Source organism: Xenorhabdus sp. TS4, from assembly GCF_014467265.1.
In the GTDB taxonomy this organism is placed as follows: domain Bacteria; phylum Pseudomonadota; class Gammaproteobacteria; order Enterobacterales; family Enterobacteriaceae; genus Xenorhabdus; species Xenorhabdus ehlersii.
Map to the genome: position 1 here is coordinate 64990 of NZ_NKHQ01000011.1, position 17250 is coordinate 82239.

Genomic DNA, 17250 nt, shown 5'->3' on the forward strand with positions numbered 1-17250 from the left:
AACTGGCATAAGAGGTGCAGAAATACACTATTCAACATGTGCCAGAATATGAATAGTGTTATTGATCAAATTACTTTTCCAACTGGCTCTTGAAATCGCGTTTCGTGTGACCAGTATAAAGCTGCCGTGGACGTGCGATCTTCAAGCCTTCATCGTGCATTTCATTCCAGTGTGCAATCCAGCCAATAGTACGGGCCATAGCGAAAATCACGGTGAACATGGTTGACGGAATACCCATGGCTTTCAGGATAATGCCTGAATAGAAGTCGACGTTTGGATACAATTTTTTCTCAATGAAGTATGGGTCATGCAAGGCAATGCGTTCTAACTCCATGGCCACTTCCAGCAGACTGTCATTCAGACCAAGCTCATTTAGCACTTCATGGCAGGTTTCACGCATCACTGTCGCGCGAGGATCATAGTTTTTGTAAACACGGTGACCAAAGCCCATTAGGCGGAAAGAGTCATTTTTGTCTTTGGCGCGAGCGATGAATTCAGGAATGTGTTCGACAGTTTGGATCTCCTCCAGCATCCGCAAGCAGGCTTCATTTGCTCCACCATGTGCTGGTCCCCAGAGGGATGCAATACCCGCAGCAATACAAGCAAATGGGTTGGCACCAGAAGAGCCCGCAGTACGTACTGTTGAAGTTGAAGCATTTTGCTCATGATCTGCATGCAGAATGAGAATGCGATCCATGGCGCGTTCTAATACTGGATTAACCTTATACTCTTCACACGGTGTTGAGAACATCATGTACAGGAAGTTAGCAGCATAAGACAGATCGTTGCGTGGATAAACGAAAGGTTGCCCAAGGGAATATTTGTAACACATTGCCGCAACAGTTGGCATTTTGGACAGTAGACGGTAAGCAGTGATTTCACGGTGACGAGGATTATGGACATCCAGGGCATCATGATAGAAGGCAGCCAGTGCGCCTGTAACACCACAAAGTACGGCCATTGGATGGGAGTCACGGCGGAAACCGTGGAACAGACGAGTGATCTGTTCGTGGATCATAGTATGGCGAGTCACCGTAGTTTTAAATTTTTCGTATTCTTCGGGAGTGGGTGGTTCGCCATATAGCAGAATGTAACAGACTTCCAGATAGGTCGATTCCGTTGCAAGCTGATCGATGGGAAAACCACGGTGTAGCAAAATGCCTTCATTGCCATCAATATAGGTGATTTTCGACTCACAGGAAGCAGTGGAAGTAAAACCTGGATCATAAGTATAGAAGCCTTTTGAGCCGAGGGTACGAACGTCAATCACTTCAGGACCTAGGGTTGGCGTTAGTACGTCTAGTTCGATAGCAGCTGAACCATTTATGTTCAACGTAGCCTTTTTATCAGCCATTTATATCTCCTTAGCGCTTATTTTTATAACCCCTAACAACCAGATAGGCGCAATTTATACTGTGCCGAAAGCATTGTGCTACCGGAGAGAATTTAAAATCAGGCTGGTATCACATTTAACGCTGAAATCTCATTACGGACGACAATGGTTTTCAGGTTGTTAAAAAGTTTTTGGAAGTTATGTTTAAAGTATTATTGACATAAAATGTTATCATTTTGTGCTTATATGATACTTTTGCATAACTTTTATTTTTCGTTAAGATTAATTTTGCATCATAAAATGATGGCAAATAATATATAACGACATATATGTAAGATAAATGTTTAATCTTTGTCAAATAAGATTGTTAATTTTATGAAAAATGTTTGAAGCGTGATCTTTCTCACTGTTCAAGCTAAATGTTAATAATCATATTGTGTGGCAATTGTAATAACAATGTGAAGTACTTATACTTCTGGGAGGTCTCCGGATTATCCTGATGTAGGAGCACCCAGCGTAACCAAATCACAACTTTTGATGAACAGTAGGGATTGTTTAAGTTAATTATGTTGTGTCTTTGTATCCTCTTCGCGCTGTCTGATTCCCGCCCAGGACCGGAGGATGGAAAATAAAAAAAGCTTTGTGGGCAAAATTGTGAAAAAACAAAGACCTGTCAACCTTGATCTGCGGACGATTAACCAACCCGTCTCCGCGATAGCATCGATCTTGCACCGTATCTCAGGCGTCATCACCTTTATCGCAGTTGGCATTCTACTGTGGTTACTAGGGATGTCTCTGTCTTCGCAAGAGGGCTTCCTGCAAGCATCTGAAATCATGACTGGCTTCTTCGCCAAATTTATCCTGTGGGGGATATTGACGGCGCTGGCTTACCACATCTGTGGAGGCATTCGCCATGTGTTGATGGATTTTGGTTTCCTGGAAGAAAATCTCGCTACCGGTAGCGCATCTGCCAAAGTAGCAATAGCAATCGCGGTTATTCTGTCTATTCTGGCTGGGGTATTATTATGGTAAGCAACGCATCCGCTTTGGGTCGTACAGGTATTCAGGATTGGCTGCTATTGCGCGCATCCGCAATTATTATTGTTTTGTATGTCCTTTATCTCGTTGGTTTTGTCGCAACAACGTCGGATATTACTTATGAAGTTTGGCGTGGTTTCTTTTCTTCATCCCTCACTAAAGTGTTCACCATATTGACTCTGTTTTCTATTCTGGTTCATGCATGGATTGGAATGTGGCAGGTACTGACAGATTATGTCAAGCCACTCGTACTGCGTCTGGTTTTGCAACTGGTGATTATTGTAGCGCTGTTAACTTATTTGATTTACGGAACAATTGTTGTGTGGGGTGCATAAATGAAACTGCCAGTAAGAGAGTTTGACGCTGTTGTTATTGGTGCTGGTGGCGCAGGTATGCGTGCTGCACTGCAAATTTCACAAATGGGTTTATCCTGTGCTTTGATTTCCAAGGTATTTCCAACTCGTTCCCACACTGTTTCGGCACAGGGAGGGATCACTGTTGCGTTGGGCAATTCCCATGAAGATAACTGGGAATGGCACATGTATGATACGGTGAAAGGCTCCGATTATATTGGTGACCAGGATGCCATTGAATATATGTGTAAGACTGGCCCAGAAGCTATTTTGGAACTGGAACACATGGGGCTGCCATTCTCCCGTCTGGATGATGGCCGTATTTACCAACGTCCATTTGGTGGGCAATCCAGAAATTTTGGTGGTGAGCAGGCCGCTCGTACTGCTGCCGCTGCTGACCGAACTGGTCACGCTCTATTGCATACTCTGTATCAGCAGAATTTAAAAAATCACACGACTATTTTCTCTGAATGGTACTCGTTGGATCTGGTGAAGAATCAGGATGGCGCCATTGTCGGTTGTACCGCTATTTGCATTGAAACCGGTGAAGTGGTCTATTTTAAAGCTAAGGCGACTATTCTGGCAACGGGTGGTGCTGGCCGTATTTTCCAATCCACAACGAATGCACATATCAATACCGGTGATGGCGTGGGAATGGCATTGCGTGCAGGTGTTCCTGTTCAGGATATGGAAATGTGGCAATTCCACCCAACGGGTATTGCTGGCGCAGGTGTTCTGGTTACAGAAGGCTGTCGTGGTGAAGGTGGTTACCTGCTGAATAAAGATGGTGAACGCTTTATGGAGCGTTATGCACCAAATGCTAAAGACCTTGCTGGTCGTGATGTGGTCGCACGTTCTATGATGATCGAAATCCGTGAAGGCCGCGGCTGCGAAGGCCCATGGGGTCCGCACGTCAAACTGAAACTGGATCATCTGGGTAAAGAAGTATTGGAATCTCGCCTGCCAGGTATCCTTGAATTATCCCGTACTTTCGCTCACGTCGATCCGGTAAAAGAGCCGATCCCTGTTATCCCAACCTGTCACTATATGATGGGGGGTATTCCAACTAAGATTACGGGTCAGGCGCTGGCAGTAAATGAGAAAGGCGAAGATGTGGTGCTCCCTGGGTTGTTTGCCGTGGGTGAAATTGCTTGCGTATCTGTTCACGGCGCAAACCGTCTGGGTGGTAACTCACTACTTGATCTGGTGGTATTTGGTCGTTCTGCGGGTCTGCATCTGAAAGAATGTCTTATGGAACAAGGTACTAGCCGTGATGCCAGCGAATCTGATGTCGACGCAGCACTTCAACGTTTGAACCGTTGGAATAATACCCGTTCAGGTGAAGATCCAGTGGAAATCCGCAAAGCATTGCAAGCTTGTATGCAGCATAATTTCTCGGTATTCCGTGAAGGTGATGCGATGGCAAGAGGATTGGAAGAGCTGAAAGTGATCCGCGAACGTCTGAAAAATGCTCGTCTGGATGATACTTCATCGGAATTCAATACTCAACGCATCGAATGTCTGGAATTGGATAACCTGATGGAAACGGCTTATTCAACTGCGGTTTCTGCAAACTTCCGTACAGAAAGTCGTGGTGCCCATAGCCGCTTTGACTATCCAGAGCGTGATGATGCTAATTGGCTGTGCCATAGCCTGTACTTACCGCAAACTGAGAGCATGACTCGTCGTGAAGTGAATATGCAGCCAACGTTGCGTGAAGCTTTCCCGCCGAAAGTGCGTTCTTACTAATTGCATTGCTGATGTTCCAGTTGCGGAGAAATAGATTATGAAACTTGAATTTTCAATTTATCGTTATAATCCAGATGTCGATGATGTACCTCGTATGCAGGATTACACACTGGAAGCAGAGGAAGGGCGTGACATGATGTTGCTGGATGCGCTCATCCAGCTAAAAGAGCAAGATCCAACCTTGTCATTCCGCCGCTCTTGCCGTGAGGGTGTTTGTGGCTCTGATGGCGTGAATATGAATGGTAAAAACGGTTTGGCATGTGTTACACCCATTTCAGCGTTGCGTCGTGGCAATAAGAAAATTGTTATTCGTCCATTGCCTGGTTTGCCAGTGGTTCGTGATCTGGTTGTTGATATGGGGCAGTTCTACACGCAATATGAAAAAATCCGTCCTTATCTGATTAATGATGGTAAAAATCCACCCGCACGTGAGCACCTGCAATCACCAGTGCAGCGTGAAAAGCTGGATGGTTTGTATGAATGTATCTTATGTGCTTGTTGCTCAACGTCTTGCCCATCATTCTGGTGGAATCCGGATAAATTTATCGGTCCAGCGGGTCTTTTAGCGGCATACCGTTTCCTGATTGATAGCCGTGATACTGAAACAAGTTCACGATTGGATAATCTGAATGATGCATTCAGTGTTTTCCGTTGCCACGGAATTATGAATTGCGTCAACGTATGCCCTAAGGGATTGAATCCGACAAAAGCGATTGGTCATATTAAATCTATGTTGCTGAAACATAGCGCATAGCAAAATAAAAATTTGTGCATAAATAACACATAAATAGTGTGTAAATAGTGCATATAATGTTGCCCTCCACAATTTTGAAATAAATATCAAATCAGTGGAGGGCATTAAAGAATGAAAAATGATAAATTGCCTACTGCTAAAGACGAAATGTGTTTCCAAATAAAGGGATCTTTAAAAACTGATATTCGGTTTTTAAAGGTTCCTTGATGGGTAGGAAAACCCAAAGAAGAACATGCATTAAGCACGTCCAAATGAACCTTTTATCAACACCGCTAATTAAGCGGTATTTGTTAACCACGGCGAAAACTAAAGCTTTTAAAGCTTAAGGGCTCACAATGCAGAACGGCGCAATGAAGGACTGGCTGGACTCAAGCTTTCTGGCTGGTGCAAACCAGTCTTACATAGAGCAAATCTATGAAGACTATATAACTGATCCTAATTCTGTTGATGCAAGTTGGAGAGAAATTTTCCAACAATTACCGGATGCAGGACTTAGCGGCGAACAGCTTCACACACAGACACGCGATTATTTCCGTCGTCTGGCAAAGGATGCCACGCGTTACCACACTTCAGTCAGCGATCCAGCAATGGATGCAAAACAAGTCAAAGTTTTGCAGCTCATCAATGCATTCCGCTTCCGCGGACACCAACATGCAAACCTTGATCCATTGGGATTATGGAAACAGGAACCTGTACCCGATCTTGATCCTGCTTTCCATAATTTAACAAAATCGGATTTTGAAGAAACGTTTAATGTAGGCTCTTTTGCCATTGGCAAAGAGACCATGAAATTGGCTGATCTGTATGACGCGCTGAAACGCATTTATTGTGGTTCAATTGGTGCGGAATATATGCACATCACCAATACGGAAGAAAAACGTTGGCTCCAGCAACGTCTGGAGTCAGTGACAGTAAGTTCACAGTTTAGTGCAGAAGAAAAACGCCGTTTCCTGAAAGAATTAACATCAGCGGAAGGTTTGGAACGCTATTTAGGTGCCAAGTTCCCAGGGGCGAAACGTTTCTCCCTGGAAGGTGGCGACGCACTTATCCCTATGTTAAAAGAGTTGATCCGTCACGCAGGTAAACAAAGTACCCGCGAGGTGGTATTAGGAATGGCTCATCGTGGTCGCCTCAACGTTCTGGTCAATCTCTTGGGCAAAAAACCGATTGATCTGTTTGACGAATTTGCGGGTAAACATAAAGAGCATCTGGGTACAGGTGACGTAAAATACCATCAAGGTTTTTCTTCTGATTTTGAAACCGAAGGCGGTTTGGTGCATTTGGCACTGGCCTTTAACCCCTCTCACCTTGAGATTGTCAGCCCTGTTGTTATCGGCTCTGTACGTGCCCGCCGTGATCGCCTTGATGAAGGTCGCAGTAACATGGTTCTGCCTGTCACCATCCACGGTGATGCCGCAGTCACAGGGCAGGGGATTGTTCAGGAAACGTTGAACATGTCTCAGGCTCGCGGTTATGAAGTTGGCGGTACTGTTCGTATCGTAGTGAATAACCAAATTGGCTTCACCACTTCTAACCCGAAAGATGCCCGTTCAACACAATACTGTACTGATATTGTGAAAATGGTTCAGGCACCGATTTTCCACGTTAATGCAGATGATCCGGAAGCTGTTGCATTCGTCACACGTCTGGCGCTTGACTTCCGTAATACCTTCAAACGTGACGTGATGATCGATCTGGTCTGTTACCGTCGCCACGGTCATAACGAAGCTGATGAGCCAAGTGCAACTCAGCCACTGATGTACCAGCAAATCAAAAAACAACCAACTGCACGTAAAATCTATGCAGATAAGCTGGTAGCGGAAGGTTTGCTGGAGGCCAATGACGTTACTGAGATGGTGAACCTGTACCGTGATGCACTGGATCATGGTGAATGCGTTGTCGATGAATGGCGCCCAATGGGGTTGCACTCATTCACATGGGAACCCTATCTGAATCACGAATGGGATGAAGAGTATCCACATAAGATGGATATGAAACGTCTGCAAGATCTTGGCAAAAGCATCAGCACTGTTCCTGCCGAAGTGGCAATGCACTCACGTGTTGCGAAAATCTATGGCGACCGTGCAGAAATGGCGAATGGCAATAAATTGTTTGACTGGGGTGCTGCGGAAACACTGGCTTACGCGACTTTGGTTGATGAAGGTATTCCTGTCCGTATCTCTGGTGAAGATGCGGGACGTGGTACTTTCTTCCACCGTCATGCCGTTATTCATAACCAAAACAATGCTTCTGTTTATGTGCCTTTGGCGAATATCCACAATGGACAGGGTGTATTTAATGTATGGGATTCTGTCCTTTCAGAAGAAGCTGTACTGGCATTTGAGTACGGTTATGCAACAACTGAACCTCGTGTCCTGACGATTTGGGAAGCCCAATTTGGTGACTTTGCCAACGTGGCTCAGGTTGTGATTGACCAATTTATCAGCTCTGGCGAACAGAAATGGGGCCGTATGTGTGGTCTGGTTATGCTGCTGCCACATGGCTATGAAGGGCAGGGACCAGAGCACTCATCGGCACGTCTGGAGCGTTATCTGCAACTGTGTGCTGAACAAAACATGCAGGTTTGCGTACCATCGACTCCAGCTCAGGTTTATCACATGCTGCGTCGTCAGGCTCTGCGTGGTATGCGCCGTCCGCTCATCGTTATGTCACCAAAATCACTACTGCGTCATCCATTGGCAGTGTCTACTCTGGATGAATTGGCGCACGGCAAATTTGAACCAGTGATTGGTGAAATTGACGCCTTGGAGCCAAAAGGTGTTAAACGCGTTGTGCTTTGTTCCGGTAAAGTTTATTACGATCTGCTGGAACAGCGTCGTAAGAACGAACAGACTGACGTTGCTATTGTGCGTATTGAACAGCTGTATCCATTCCCACGTCAGCACTTGCAAGCTGAGCTTGAGCAGTATGCCCATGTTCATGACTTCGTCTGGTGTCAGGAAGAGCCACTGAACCAAGGGGCTTGGTATTGCAGTCAACATAATTTCCGTGAAGCGATCCCATTTGGGGCTTCTTTACGTTATGCAGGTCGTCCGGCATCTGCTTCCCCAGCTGTGGGATATACGTCTGTTCACCAGCAGCAACAGCAAGCACTGGTTAATGACGCACTGAATGTTGAATAAATTAAGGATAGAAAATGAGTAGCGTAGAAATTCTGGTCCCAGACCTTCCTGAATCTGTTGCAGATGCCACTGTGGCAACATGGCATAAAAAACCAGGTGACACCATAGAGCGTGATGAAGTGCTGGTTGAAATTGAAACGGATAAAGTTGTTTTGGAAGTACCAGCAAGTGAAGCCGGTGTTTTGGAATCCATTTTGGAAGAAGAGGGCGCCACTGTTCTGTCCAAACAACTGTTAGGTCGTATCCGTTTAGGTGACAGCACGGGTATACCTGCCGAAGTAAAAGCTAAAACAGAGGCAACGCCAGCACAGCGGCAGACTGCGTCTTTGGAAGAAGAAAGCAACGATGCACTAAGCCCTGCTGTTCGTCGTCTGATTGCAGAACATGATTTAGATCCTGCTGCCATTAAAGGCAGTGGTGTTGGTGGCCGTATTGTCCGTGAAGACATTGAAAAATATGTCGCTGCGAATAAAAAAGAGAGTGATAAGCCTGCTGCATCTGCTGAACAGCCATCCTTATTGCCACACCGCAGTGAAAAACGTGTCCCAATGACGCGTTTGCGTAAGCGTGTTGCAGAACGTTTACTTGAAGCGAAGAACAATACAGCAATGCTGACGACTTTCAATGAAGTCAACATGAAGCCAATTCAGGAATTGCGCAAGCAGTATGGCGATGCATTTGAAAAACGTCATGGTGTACGTCTGGGTTTTATGTCTTTCTATGTGAAAGCGGTTGTTGAAGCGTTGAAACGCTATCCAGAAGTGAACGCTTCCATTGATGGAACAGATGTGGTTTACCACAACTATTTTGATATTAGTATTGCTGTATCTACACCACGTGGCCTGGTTACACCTGTATTGCGTGATGCAGATGCATTGAGCATGGCTGATATTGAGAAAAGCATCAAAGAGCTGGCTATCAAAGGCCGTGACGGTAAACTGACTGTTGAAGAACTCACTGGCGGTAATTTCACCATTACCAACGGCGGTGTTTTCGGCTCCCTGATGTCCACCCCGATCATTAACCCACCACAAAGCGCTATCCTTGGTATGCATGCCATTAAAGATCGCCCAATGGCTGTAAATGGTCAGGTTGAGATCCTTCCGATGATGTACTTGGCACTGTCCTATGACCACCGTCTGATTGACGGTCGTGAGTCTGTCGGCTTCCTGGTGACCATCAAAGAAATGCTGGAAGATCCAACACGTTTGTTGCTGGATGTATAGCATCACTATCGGCGGAGGGTGTTAACTCCGCCAGTCTGAAGTAGTACGACGTTGATGTAAAAATATATGCAGGCCAGCCCTTTTGGGCTGGTCATATCCAGAGCAACAAAATAGAAGGTAATTTACCTTTCTTAAATTAAATTATGGATAGAACATCATGAATTTACACGAGTATCAGGCAAAACAACTTTTTGCACGGTATGGTTTACCAGCACCTGCTGGTTATGCTTGTACCACTCCGCGCGAAGCAGAAGAAGCAGCATCCAAGATTGGTTCAGGCCCTTGGGTCGTTAAATGTCAGGTTCATGCAGGTGGCCGCGGTAAGGCTGGTGGTGTGAGAGTCGTCAATAGTAAGGAAGATATCCGCACTTTTGCTGAACAATGGCTGGGTAAACGACTGGTAACTTACCAGACAGATGCACAGGGGCAACCTGTCCATCAGATCTTGGTGGAAGGGGCAACTGATATTGCCAAGGAGCTGTATCTGGGGGCTGTTGTTGACCGCGGTACACGTCGTGTAGTATTCATGGCCTCTACTGAAGGTGGCGTCGAAATAGAAAAAGTGGCGGAAGAAACGCCTGAGCTAATTCATAAAGCCATTATCGACCCACTGTCTGGCCCTATGCCGTATCAAGGCCGTGAATTGGCATTCAAACTTGGTTTGACTGGTAAACAAGTTGGTCAATTCACCAAGATTTTCTTGGGATTGGCGAACCTGTTCTTAGAGCGTGATTTGGCATTGGTTGAAATTAACCCTTTGGTGATCACAACGCAAGGTGATCTGGTTTGTTTAGATGGAAAATTGAGCGCTGATGGTAATGCTATGTTCCGTCAGGCTGAACTGCGTGAAATGCACGATCCTACACAGGAAGATCCGCGTGAAGCCCAAGCTGCACAATGGGAATTGAACTATGTTGCGCTGGATGGCAACATTGGTTGTATGGTGAATGGTGCAGGTCTGGCAATGGGAACGATGGACATTGTCAAATTGCACGGTGGTGCACCGGCCAACTTCCTTGATGTAGGCGGCGGTGCAACAAAAGAGCGTGTTACCGAAGCATTCAAGATCATCTTGTCAGATGAAAATGTTAAGGCTGTTTTGGTTAATATTTTTGGTGGTATCGTCCGCTGTGACTTGATCGCTGACGGCATTATTGGTGCGGTGGAAGAAGTGGGTGTTAACGTACCGGTAGTCGTTCGTCTGGAAGGAAACAATGCTGAACTGGGTGCTAAAAAACTGGCGGATAGCGGTTTGAACATCATTGCAGCTACCAGTTTGACAGACGCAGCTAAACAGGCAGTAGCAGCAGCGGGGAATAAATAATGTCTATTTTAATCGATAAAAACACCAAAGTGATTTGTCAGGGTTTTACTGGCAGTCAGGGCACTTTTCACTCCGAACAGGCGATAGCTTACGGTACTCAAATGGTGGGTGGCGTGACACCGGGTAAAGGTGGCACTGAGCATTTAGGATTACCTGTATTCAATACCGTACGTGAAGCCGTTGAAGCAACGGGGGCAACCGCTTCTGTAATCTACGTTCCGGCACCATTCTGTAAAGATTCCATTCTGGAAGCGATTGATGCAGGCATTAAACTGATCATCACTATTACAGAAGGCATCCCAACACTCGATATGTTGACAGTTAAGGAAAAGCTGGATCAAGCAGGTGTTCGTATGATTGGTCCCAACTGTCCGGGTGTCATTACTCCTGACGAGTGTAAGATCGGCATTATGCCTGGTCATATTCACAAGTCAGGTAAAGTGGGCATTGTTTCCCGTTCAGGCACACTGACTTATGAAGCGGTTAAACAGACCACAGATGCTGGGTTAGGGCAATCTACCTGTGTTGGTATTGGTGGTGACCCGATCCCAGGTTCAAACTTCATTGATATTCTGCAACTGTTCCAGGAAGATCCACAGACAGAAGCAATTGTCATGATTGGTGAAATTGGTGGTACAGCCGAAGAAGAAGCTGCGGCTTATATCAAAGAACATGTGACTAAACCGGTTGTTGCTTATATTGCTGGTGTGACTGCACCTAAAGGTAAGCGCATGGGCCATGCCGGAGCGATTATCGCAGGGGGTAAAGGGACAGCAGATGAGAAATTTGCTGCACTGGAAGCTGCGGGTGTGAAGACTGTCCGTAGCCTTGCAGACATTGGCGATGCTGTAAAAGCGTTATTGGTATAACAATCACAAAATAAACTATTTTTATAGAAAAAGGCTGCCTCAGGGTGGCCTTTTGTTTTTATTTATAATATTAACAGTAGGTTAGTTCATTCATAAGATAAGTTATTTCTCAATTTAATTGAATTGGATTTTAGGAAAATCTATTTATTTGATTAATGAAATTGGAAATATCGGAAAAATATATTTTTTAAAGAATGAAAACGAAAAGTTAATTTTCTAACGAATTTTACAGCAAAAAATAAATTACAAACCATGGCAAATAACAACTTATTAACACGAAGTAAACTATAATGAAATAATAACTGTAAAGCTTAACAAAATAAGGAAAAAATTGACTAAAATCAATTTATTACTCTAGATTGTATTCGCTAAACTTGATTAAATTGATCTAGTATATATAGGTATTAACCTGAGAATGTATGGTATTGTTGACCTATATTCAGAATTCTAAGCTGAGTCACGTAAAAGCTATTTATTGTATGTGAATATAGGCGTAATATTATTGTGGTATCTATTGAATTTTTGATTTTGTAATAATTCATTGTTGTGTTTGAGGCATTTATTGCTGGTAGTTACGAGACTTTCGTTTTACGAAGTCGGGTTGCCGCAAGTCGGTGTCTTCCTGCTAGGAGCAAGGAGTCAAGATGTTTGATATTGTCGAACTGTCACGATTACAGTTTGCCTTAACTGCTATGTACCATTTTCTGTTCGTACCATTGACGCTCGGTATGGCGTTTTTGCTTGCGATCATGGAAACGGTATATGTCCTTTCTGGCAAACAAATCTATAAAGATATGACAAAATTCTGGGGTAAGTTATTTGGTATTAACTTTGCCTTGGGTGTCGCAACGGGCTTGACCATGGAGTTCCAGTTCGGAACCAACTGGTCATATTTCTCACATTATGTTGGTGATATTTTCGGTGCGCCTCTGGCCATCGAAGGTCTGATGGCATTCTTCCTCGAATCCACATTCGTTGGTCTGTTTTTCTTCGGGTGGGATCGACTGAGTAAGAAACAACACTTGGCGGTTACTTGGCTGGTTGCATTAGGCTCTAACTTCTCTGCATTGTGGATACTGATTGCGAATGGTTGGATGCAAAACCCGATTGCGTCTGACTTTAACTTCGAAACCATGCGAATGGAAATGGTGAGCTTCAGCGAACTAGTACTTAACCCAGTTGCACAGGTGAAATTTGTCCACACTGTTGCAGCCGGTTATGTTACTGGTGCCATTTTTGTATTGGGTATCAGCTCTTACTATCTGCTTAAAGGGCGCGATTTGGCGTTTGCCAAACGTTCTTTTGCGATTGCAGCAAGTTTTGGCATGGCTGCGGTACTGTCTGTCATCGTTCTGGGTGATGAATCTGGATATGAAATGGGGGACGTGCAGAAAACCAAATTGGCAGCAATCGAAGCAGAGTGGGAAACTCAGCCGCCTCCGGCTTCATTTACGCTGATTGGTCTTCCTGATCAGGACAAAATGGAAAATAAATATTCCATCCAAATTCCTTACGTTTTAGGTTTGATTGCTACCCGCTCTACAGATACACCGGTCGTTGGTCTGCGGGATTTGATGAGCCAGCACGAGCAGCGTATCCGTAATGGCATCAAGGCTTATGAATTACTGGAAGAACTGCGTGCAGGTAATGTTGATCCAAGTGTTCGCAGTGCATTCAATGAAAGTAAGAAAGATCTTGGCTATGGCATGCTCGTGAAGCGTTATACCCAAAACGTAACTGATGCCACAGAAGAGCAAATTCAAGCCGCAGCGAAAGACTCTATTCCACGCGTAGCACCGCTCTACTTTGCATTCCGTATCATGGTTGCTGCTGGCTTTATTATGCTGCTGGTTATCGGTCTGTCGTTCCTGAGTGTTCTGCGTAACCGTATCGGTCAACATAAGTGGCTGCTTCGTGCTGCATTGTTCAGTATTCCATTGCCATGGATTGCCGTTGAGGCTGGTTGGTTTGTCGCAGAATATGGCCGTCAGCCATGGGCGATTGGTGAAGTGTTGCCAACTGCTGTCGCGACTTCAACACGTAGTGTAGGCGATCTGATTTTCTCAATGGTGCTGATTTGTGGTCTGTACACTTTGTTCTTGATCGCAGAGATGTTCTTGATGTTCAAATTTGCCCGTCTTGGCCCAAGCAGCCTCAAGACTGGACGTTACCATTTTGAACAAAAAACCGCTGCTTCAGCGAATAATATTGAGTAAGCAGGAGTCCACTTATGCTTGATTATGATGTATTACGATTTATATGGTGGCTGCTGATTGGTGTGTTACTGATCGGTTTCACGGTGACTGATGGTTTCGACATGGGAGTTGGTATCCTGCTGCGGCTCATTGGTAAAAATGATACCGAACGCCGCATCATGATTAACTCAGTTGCCCCGCACTGGGATGGTAACCAAGTTTGGTTAATTACCGCGGGGGGGGCCCTATTTGCCGCATGGCCGATGGTATATGCAGCCGCTTTCTCTGGCTTTTATGTGGCAATGATTCTGGTCTTGGCAGCACTGTTTTTCCGTCCGGTTGGCTTCGATTACCGTTCAAAACTGGAAAGCAGCAAATGGCGCAATATGTGGGATTGGGGGCTGGTTATCGGTAGCTTCGTACCTGCATTGGTTATCGGGGTGGCATTTGGTAACTTGCTGCAGGGCGTACCGCTGGCGGTAGATTCTTACCTGCGTGTCTCCTACGAGGGTTCATTCTTTGGATTGCTGAACCCTTATGGATTGCTGGCCGGGGTGATTAGCCTGATGATGATTGTGACGCAGGGTGCAACTTATCTGCAAATGCGTACAACAGGCGAACTGCACCTGCGCTCCCGTACTGCAACCCATGTTTGTGCAGCGATAACGGCAATTGCATTCCTGTTGGCAGGGATATGGCTGATTTATGGCATTGATGGCTATGTTGTAACGGGAGGCTTGGATGTTAATGCGGCATCCAATCCATTACATAAAGAAGTCATCCAGCAGGCAGGCGCATGGCTGACCAACTTCAATAACTATCCGGTTCTGTGGGCTATACCTGTGTTGGGCGTATTGCTTCCTCTGCTGACTATGCTGGCTACCTGGATGGATAAAGGTGCCTGGGCATTCTTGTTCTCATCACTGACAGTAGCTTGTATTATCCTGACTTCAGGTATTGCTATGTTCCCGTTCGTGATGCCATCAAGCATTGATCCGAATGTCAGTCTGACAATGTGGGATGCGACATCCAGTCAGTGGACGTTGCAAATTATGTTCGTTGTTGCACTTATCTTCGTTCCTATCGTGCTGTCTTATACCATTTGGTGTTATTACAAAACCTTCGGGCGTTTGGATAAGAACTATATTGATAACAACAAACACTCACTGTACTAAGGAGCATAGGCATGTGGTATTTTGCTTGGATTCTCGGAACGCTTTTGGCTTGTAGCTTTGCGGTCATTGCTGCTTTGGCACTTGAGCATAGCGAATCACAGAACGCTTCTGAGAGTGACAAAAAATAATGTTGGCTGATAAATGCTACCAACTTATGGATAAGAGCCTATTGAGGGCTCTTATCCTCATTATCGCCTTAACACTTGCTGCATGTGTGTTTTGGGATCCTGCACGTTTTGCTGCCAATACCAGTTCACTACAAATATGGCAAGGTAGTTTATTGATCTGGGGAGTTTGTTCTGGCGTTACTTTTGGTGTTGGTTTTCATCCTAAGCGTATTATCTGGCAATTATTTTTTCATCCGTTACCTGCATTTTTCATTCTTCTTTTTGGCTTATATCATTTCTTTAAGTAAACTAATTGTAATTTTATAGGCCGTCGGCCTATAAATTTTTTTTACTGACAAGTCATTCCAAAGCGCTATTGTCTTAAGTATAGTGACAGCGTCAATTCGCCTAATTAGGATTATATGAGTAATATGTTATTCCGTTGGCCTATCCGTGTTTACTACGAAGACACAGATGCTAGTGGTGTGGTTTATCACGCTCGGTATTTGGGTTTTTACGAAAGAGCTCGTACAGAGATGTTGCGGGAAAGAGGTTTCCACCAACAGTCTATGCTAGATGAACAAGTTGGCTTTGTTGTTAGTCGCATGACGATTGACTACCGGAAACCAGCAAAACTGGATGACCAACTGGTTGTTGAAAGCGAAGTTACGAATATCCGTGGTGCTTCTCTGACATTTATTCAACGAATTGTCGATTGTAATGGCGTAGTTGTCAGCAGCGCAGAATGCCTGGTTGTCTACGTGAATTCATCTCAAATGAAGCCAATTGCGCTTCCAAAGTCTATTGTCGCGGAGTTTAAGCAGTGACTGACATGAACATCCTTGATTTATTTCTTAAGGCAGGTTTCTTAGTGCAGCTGATCATGCTGATTTTGATTGGCTTCTCTATCGTCTCTTGGGCAATCATTATTCAACGAACAAAAATCCTTAATGCCGCAAGCCGTGAGGCAGAAGCATTTGAAGATAAATTTTGGTCTGGTATTGAATTATCTCGCCTTTACAAAGAAAGTCAGTCACGCCGTGATTCGTTAAGTGGTACTGAGCAGATATTCCATTCCGGGTTTAAAGAATTTGCTCGTTTACATCAGGCAAATAACCATGCTCCAGAAGCTGTTATCACAGGGGCTTCCCGTGCCATGCGTATTTCATTAAATCGTGAATTGGAAGTATTGGAAAATCATATTCCATTTCTGGGTACGGTAGGTTCCATCAGCCCTTATATTGGTTTGTTTGGTACGGTTTGGGGGATCATGCATGCCTTTATTGCGTTGGGAGCGGTCAAACAAGCAACTCTGCAAATGGTTGCGCCTGGTATTGCTGAAGCTTTGATTGCAACAGCTATCGGCTTGTTTGCGGCAATTCCTGCGGTGATGGCCTATAACCGCCTGAACCAGAGGGTTAACAAACTAGAACAAGTTTACGATAATTTTATGGAAGAATTCCTGGCTATCCTGCATCGTCAGGCTTTTGCTTCCAATACTAATAAGTCGTAATAAATCGTAAGGGGAAATCAGCGAATGGCGCGCACTCGTAGTCGCAGACGTGAGCTAAAATCCGAGATCAATATCGTCCCCTTGCTGGACGTGTTGCTGGTATTGCTGCTTATTTTCATGGCAACAGCACCGATTATCACGCAAAGTGTGGAAGTTGATTTACCTGATTCGGTGGATTCAAAGACAGTTTCCAGCACTGATAATCCGCCGGTCATTGTGGAAGTTTCTGGGGTAGGGCAGTACAGCATGATTGTTAATCAGGAACGCTTGGAATTATTACCTGAACAGCAAATCGTTGCAGAAGCTCAAACCGTGATGAAAGCCAATCCGAAAACGATTTTCTTGATCGGTGGTTCTAAGGAAGTTCCTTATGATGAAATTATCAAAGCGTTGAATATGCTTCGTCAGGCAGGTGTTAAATCGGTGGGCTTAATGACTCAGCCTATCGGCGCCTGACAACGGCTGTCACTT

General features: G+C 44.9%; 16 protein-coding genes. 15 read left to right on the forward strand and 1 reads right to left on the reverse strand.

Going from position 1 to position 17250, the window contains the following annotated elements; translation table 11 throughout:
- Nucleotides 1–70: 70 nt before the first annotated feature.
- Nucleotides 71–1354: a citrate synthase gene (locus Xets_RS27940; protein ID WP_099131139.1), complete on the reverse strand. Its 1284-nt coding sequence runs from the start codon at nt 1352–1354 to the stop codon at nt 71–73.
- 621 nt (nt 1355–1975) lie between these two features.
- Between Xets_RS27940 and sdhC the strand changes: the two genes are divergently transcribed.
- The 15 genes from sdhC to tolR all read left to right on the forward strand — a co-directional run bounded on the left by sdhC (nt 1976) and on the right by tolR (nt 17235).
- Complete coding sequence (gene sdhC / locus Xets_RS27945; RefSeq protein ID WP_074022583.1) at nt 1976–2365, forward strand: succinate dehydrogenase cytochrome b556 subunit; 390 nt, start codon at nt 1976–1978, stop codon at nt 2363–2365.
- Entirely contained in the window at nt 2359–2706 is a 348-nt protein-coding gene (sdhD, locus tag Xets_RS27950) for a succinate dehydrogenase membrane anchor subunit (RefSeq protein WP_099131140.1), read from the forward strand. Before sdhC ends, sdhD begins: the two co-directional genes overlap by 7 nt.
- Complete coding sequence (gene sdhA, locus Xets_RS27955) at nt 2707–4473, forward strand: succinate dehydrogenase flavoprotein subunit (RefSeq protein WP_099131141.1); 1767 nt, start codon at nt 2707–2709, stop codon at nt 4471–4473.
- 37 nt (nt 4474–4510) lie between these two features.
- Complete coding sequence (locus Xets_RS27960) at nt 4511–5227, forward strand: succinate dehydrogenase iron-sulfur subunit (protein WP_099131142.1); 717 nt, start codon at nt 4511–4513, stop codon at nt 5225–5227.
- 335 nt (nt 5228–5562) lie between these two features.
- The gene (gene sucA / locus Xets_RS27965) at nt 5563–8370 is read left to right on the forward strand and encodes a 2-oxoglutarate dehydrogenase E1 component (protein WP_099131143.1); all 2808 of its coding nucleotides are present in this window, start codon (nt 5563–5565) and stop codon (nt 8368–8370) included.
- Nucleotides 8371–8384: 14 nt separating this feature from the next.
- The gene (gene odhB / locus Xets_RS27970; protein WP_099131144.1) at nt 8385–9596 is read left to right on the forward strand and encodes a 2-oxoglutarate dehydrogenase complex dihydrolipoyllysine-residue succinyltransferase; all 1212 of its coding nucleotides are present in this window, start codon (nt 8385–8387) and stop codon (nt 9594–9596) included.
- Nucleotides 9597–9753: 157 nt separating this feature from the next.
- Nucleotides 9754–10920, forward strand: coding sequence for an ADP-forming succinate--CoA ligase subunit beta (sucC, locus tag Xets_RS27975; protein WP_099131145.1), 1167 nt, complete (start codon nt 9754–9756; stop codon nt 10918–10920).
- Nucleotides 10920–11789 carry a succinate--CoA ligase subunit alpha gene (sucD, locus tag Xets_RS27980; RefSeq protein WP_099131146.1) on the forward strand — a complete coding sequence of 290 codons (870 nt, stop codon included), beginning with the start codon at nt 10920–10922 and terminating at the stop codon, nt 11787–11789. The genes sucC and sucD overlap by 1 nt, the downstream gene beginning before the upstream one ends.
- A gap of 644 nt (nt 11790–12433) precedes the next feature.
- Nucleotides 12434–14005, forward strand: coding sequence for a cytochrome ubiquinol oxidase subunit I (gene cydA / locus Xets_RS27985; RefSeq protein WP_099131147.1), 1572 nt, complete (start codon nt 12434–12436; stop codon nt 14003–14005).
- Nucleotides 14006–14019: 14 nt separating this feature from the next.
- Nucleotides 14020–15159: a cytochrome d ubiquinol oxidase subunit II gene (gene cydB / locus Xets_RS27990; RefSeq protein WP_099131148.1), complete on the forward strand. Its 1140-nt coding sequence runs from the start codon at nt 14020–14022 to the stop codon at nt 15157–15159.
- 11 nt (nt 15160–15170) lie between these two features.
- On the forward strand, nt 15171–15287 hold the full coding sequence (cydX, locus tag Xets_RS27995; RefSeq protein ID WP_099131149.1) for a cytochrome bd-I oxidase subunit CydX: 117 nt from the start codon (nt 15171–15173) through the stop codon (nt 15285–15287).
- Nucleotides 15287–15574, forward strand: a complete 288-nt coding sequence (gene ybgE / locus Xets_RS28000) for a cyd operon protein YbgE (RefSeq protein WP_099131150.1) — start codon at nt 15287–15289, stop codon at nt 15572–15574. The genes cydX and ybgE overlap by 1 nt, the downstream gene beginning before the upstream one ends.
- Before the next feature lie 114 nt (nt 15575–15688).
- Nucleotides 15689–16093: a tol-pal system-associated acyl-CoA thioesterase gene (gene ybgC, locus Xets_RS28005; RefSeq protein ID WP_099131151.1), complete on the forward strand. Its 405-nt coding sequence runs from the start codon at nt 15689–15691 to the stop codon at nt 16091–16093.
- Nucleotides 16090–16779 (forward strand): Tol-Pal system protein TolQ, encoded by a 690-nt coding sequence (gene tolQ / locus Xets_RS28010; protein WP_099131152.1) that lies wholly within the window; start codon nt 16090–16092, stop codon nt 16777–16779. The genes ybgC and tolQ overlap by 4 nt, the downstream gene beginning before the upstream one ends.
- Nucleotides 16780–16803: 24 nt before the next feature.
- Entirely contained in the window at nt 16804–17235 is a 432-nt protein-coding gene (tolR, locus tag Xets_RS28015) for a colicin uptake protein TolR (RefSeq protein WP_099131153.1), read from the forward strand.
- The last annotated feature ends 15 nt before the right edge of the window (nt 17236–17250 follow it).

What these genes read in the sequence shown, in the direction of transcription:
- cydB (WP_099131148.1), top strand. Translation starts at nt 14,020, where the DNA reads ATGCTTGATTATGATGTATTACGATTTATATGGTGGCTGCTGATTGGT.
- Xets_RS27940 (WP_099131139.1), bottom strand. Translation starts at nt 1,354, where the DNA reads ATGGCTGATAAAAAGGCTACGTTGAACATAAATGGTTCAGCTGCTATC.
- Xets_RS27960 (WP_099131142.1), top strand. Translation starts at nt 4,511, where the DNA reads ATGAAACTTGAATTTTCAATTTATCGTTATAATCCAGATGTCGATGAT.
- sdhA (WP_099131141.1), top strand. Translation starts at nt 2,707, where the DNA reads ATGAAACTGCCAGTAAGAGAGTTTGACGCTGTTGTTATTGGTGCTGGT.
- sucA (WP_099131143.1), top strand. Translation starts at nt 5,563, where the DNA reads ATGCAGAACGGCGCAATGAAGGACTGGCTGGACTCAAGCTTTCTGGCT.
- sucD (WP_099131146.1), top strand. Translation starts at nt 10,920, where the DNA reads ATGTCTATTTTAATCGATAAAAACACCAAAGTGATTTGTCAGGGTTTT.
- sucC (WP_099131145.1), top strand. Translation starts at nt 9,754, where the DNA reads ATGAATTTACACGAGTATCAGGCAAAACAACTTTTTGCACGGTATGGT.
- tolR (WP_099131153.1), top strand. Translation starts at nt 16,804, where the DNA reads ATGGCGCGCACTCGTAGTCGCAGACGTGAGCTAAAATCCGAGATCAAT.
- cydA (WP_099131147.1), top strand. Translation starts at nt 12,434, where the DNA reads ATGTTTGATATTGTCGAACTGTCACGATTACAGTTTGCCTTAACTGCT.
- ybgC (WP_099131151.1), top strand. Translation starts at nt 15,689, where the DNA reads ATGAGTAATATGTTATTCCGTTGGCCTATCCGTGTTTACTACGAAGAC.
- cydX (WP_099131149.1), top strand. Translation starts at nt 15,171, where the DNA reads ATGTGGTATTTTGCTTGGATTCTCGGAACGCTTTTGGCTTGTAGCTTT.
- sdhD (WP_099131140.1), top strand. Translation starts at nt 2,359, where the DNA reads ATGGTAAGCAACGCATCCGCTTTGGGTCGTACAGGTATTCAGGATTGG.
- ybgE (WP_099131150.1), top strand. Translation starts at nt 15,287, where the DNA reads ATGTTGGCTGATAAATGCTACCAACTTATGGATAAGAGCCTATTGAGG.
- odhB (WP_099131144.1), top strand. Translation starts at nt 8,385, where the DNA reads ATGAGTAGCGTAGAAATTCTGGTCCCAGACCTTCCTGAATCTGTTGCA.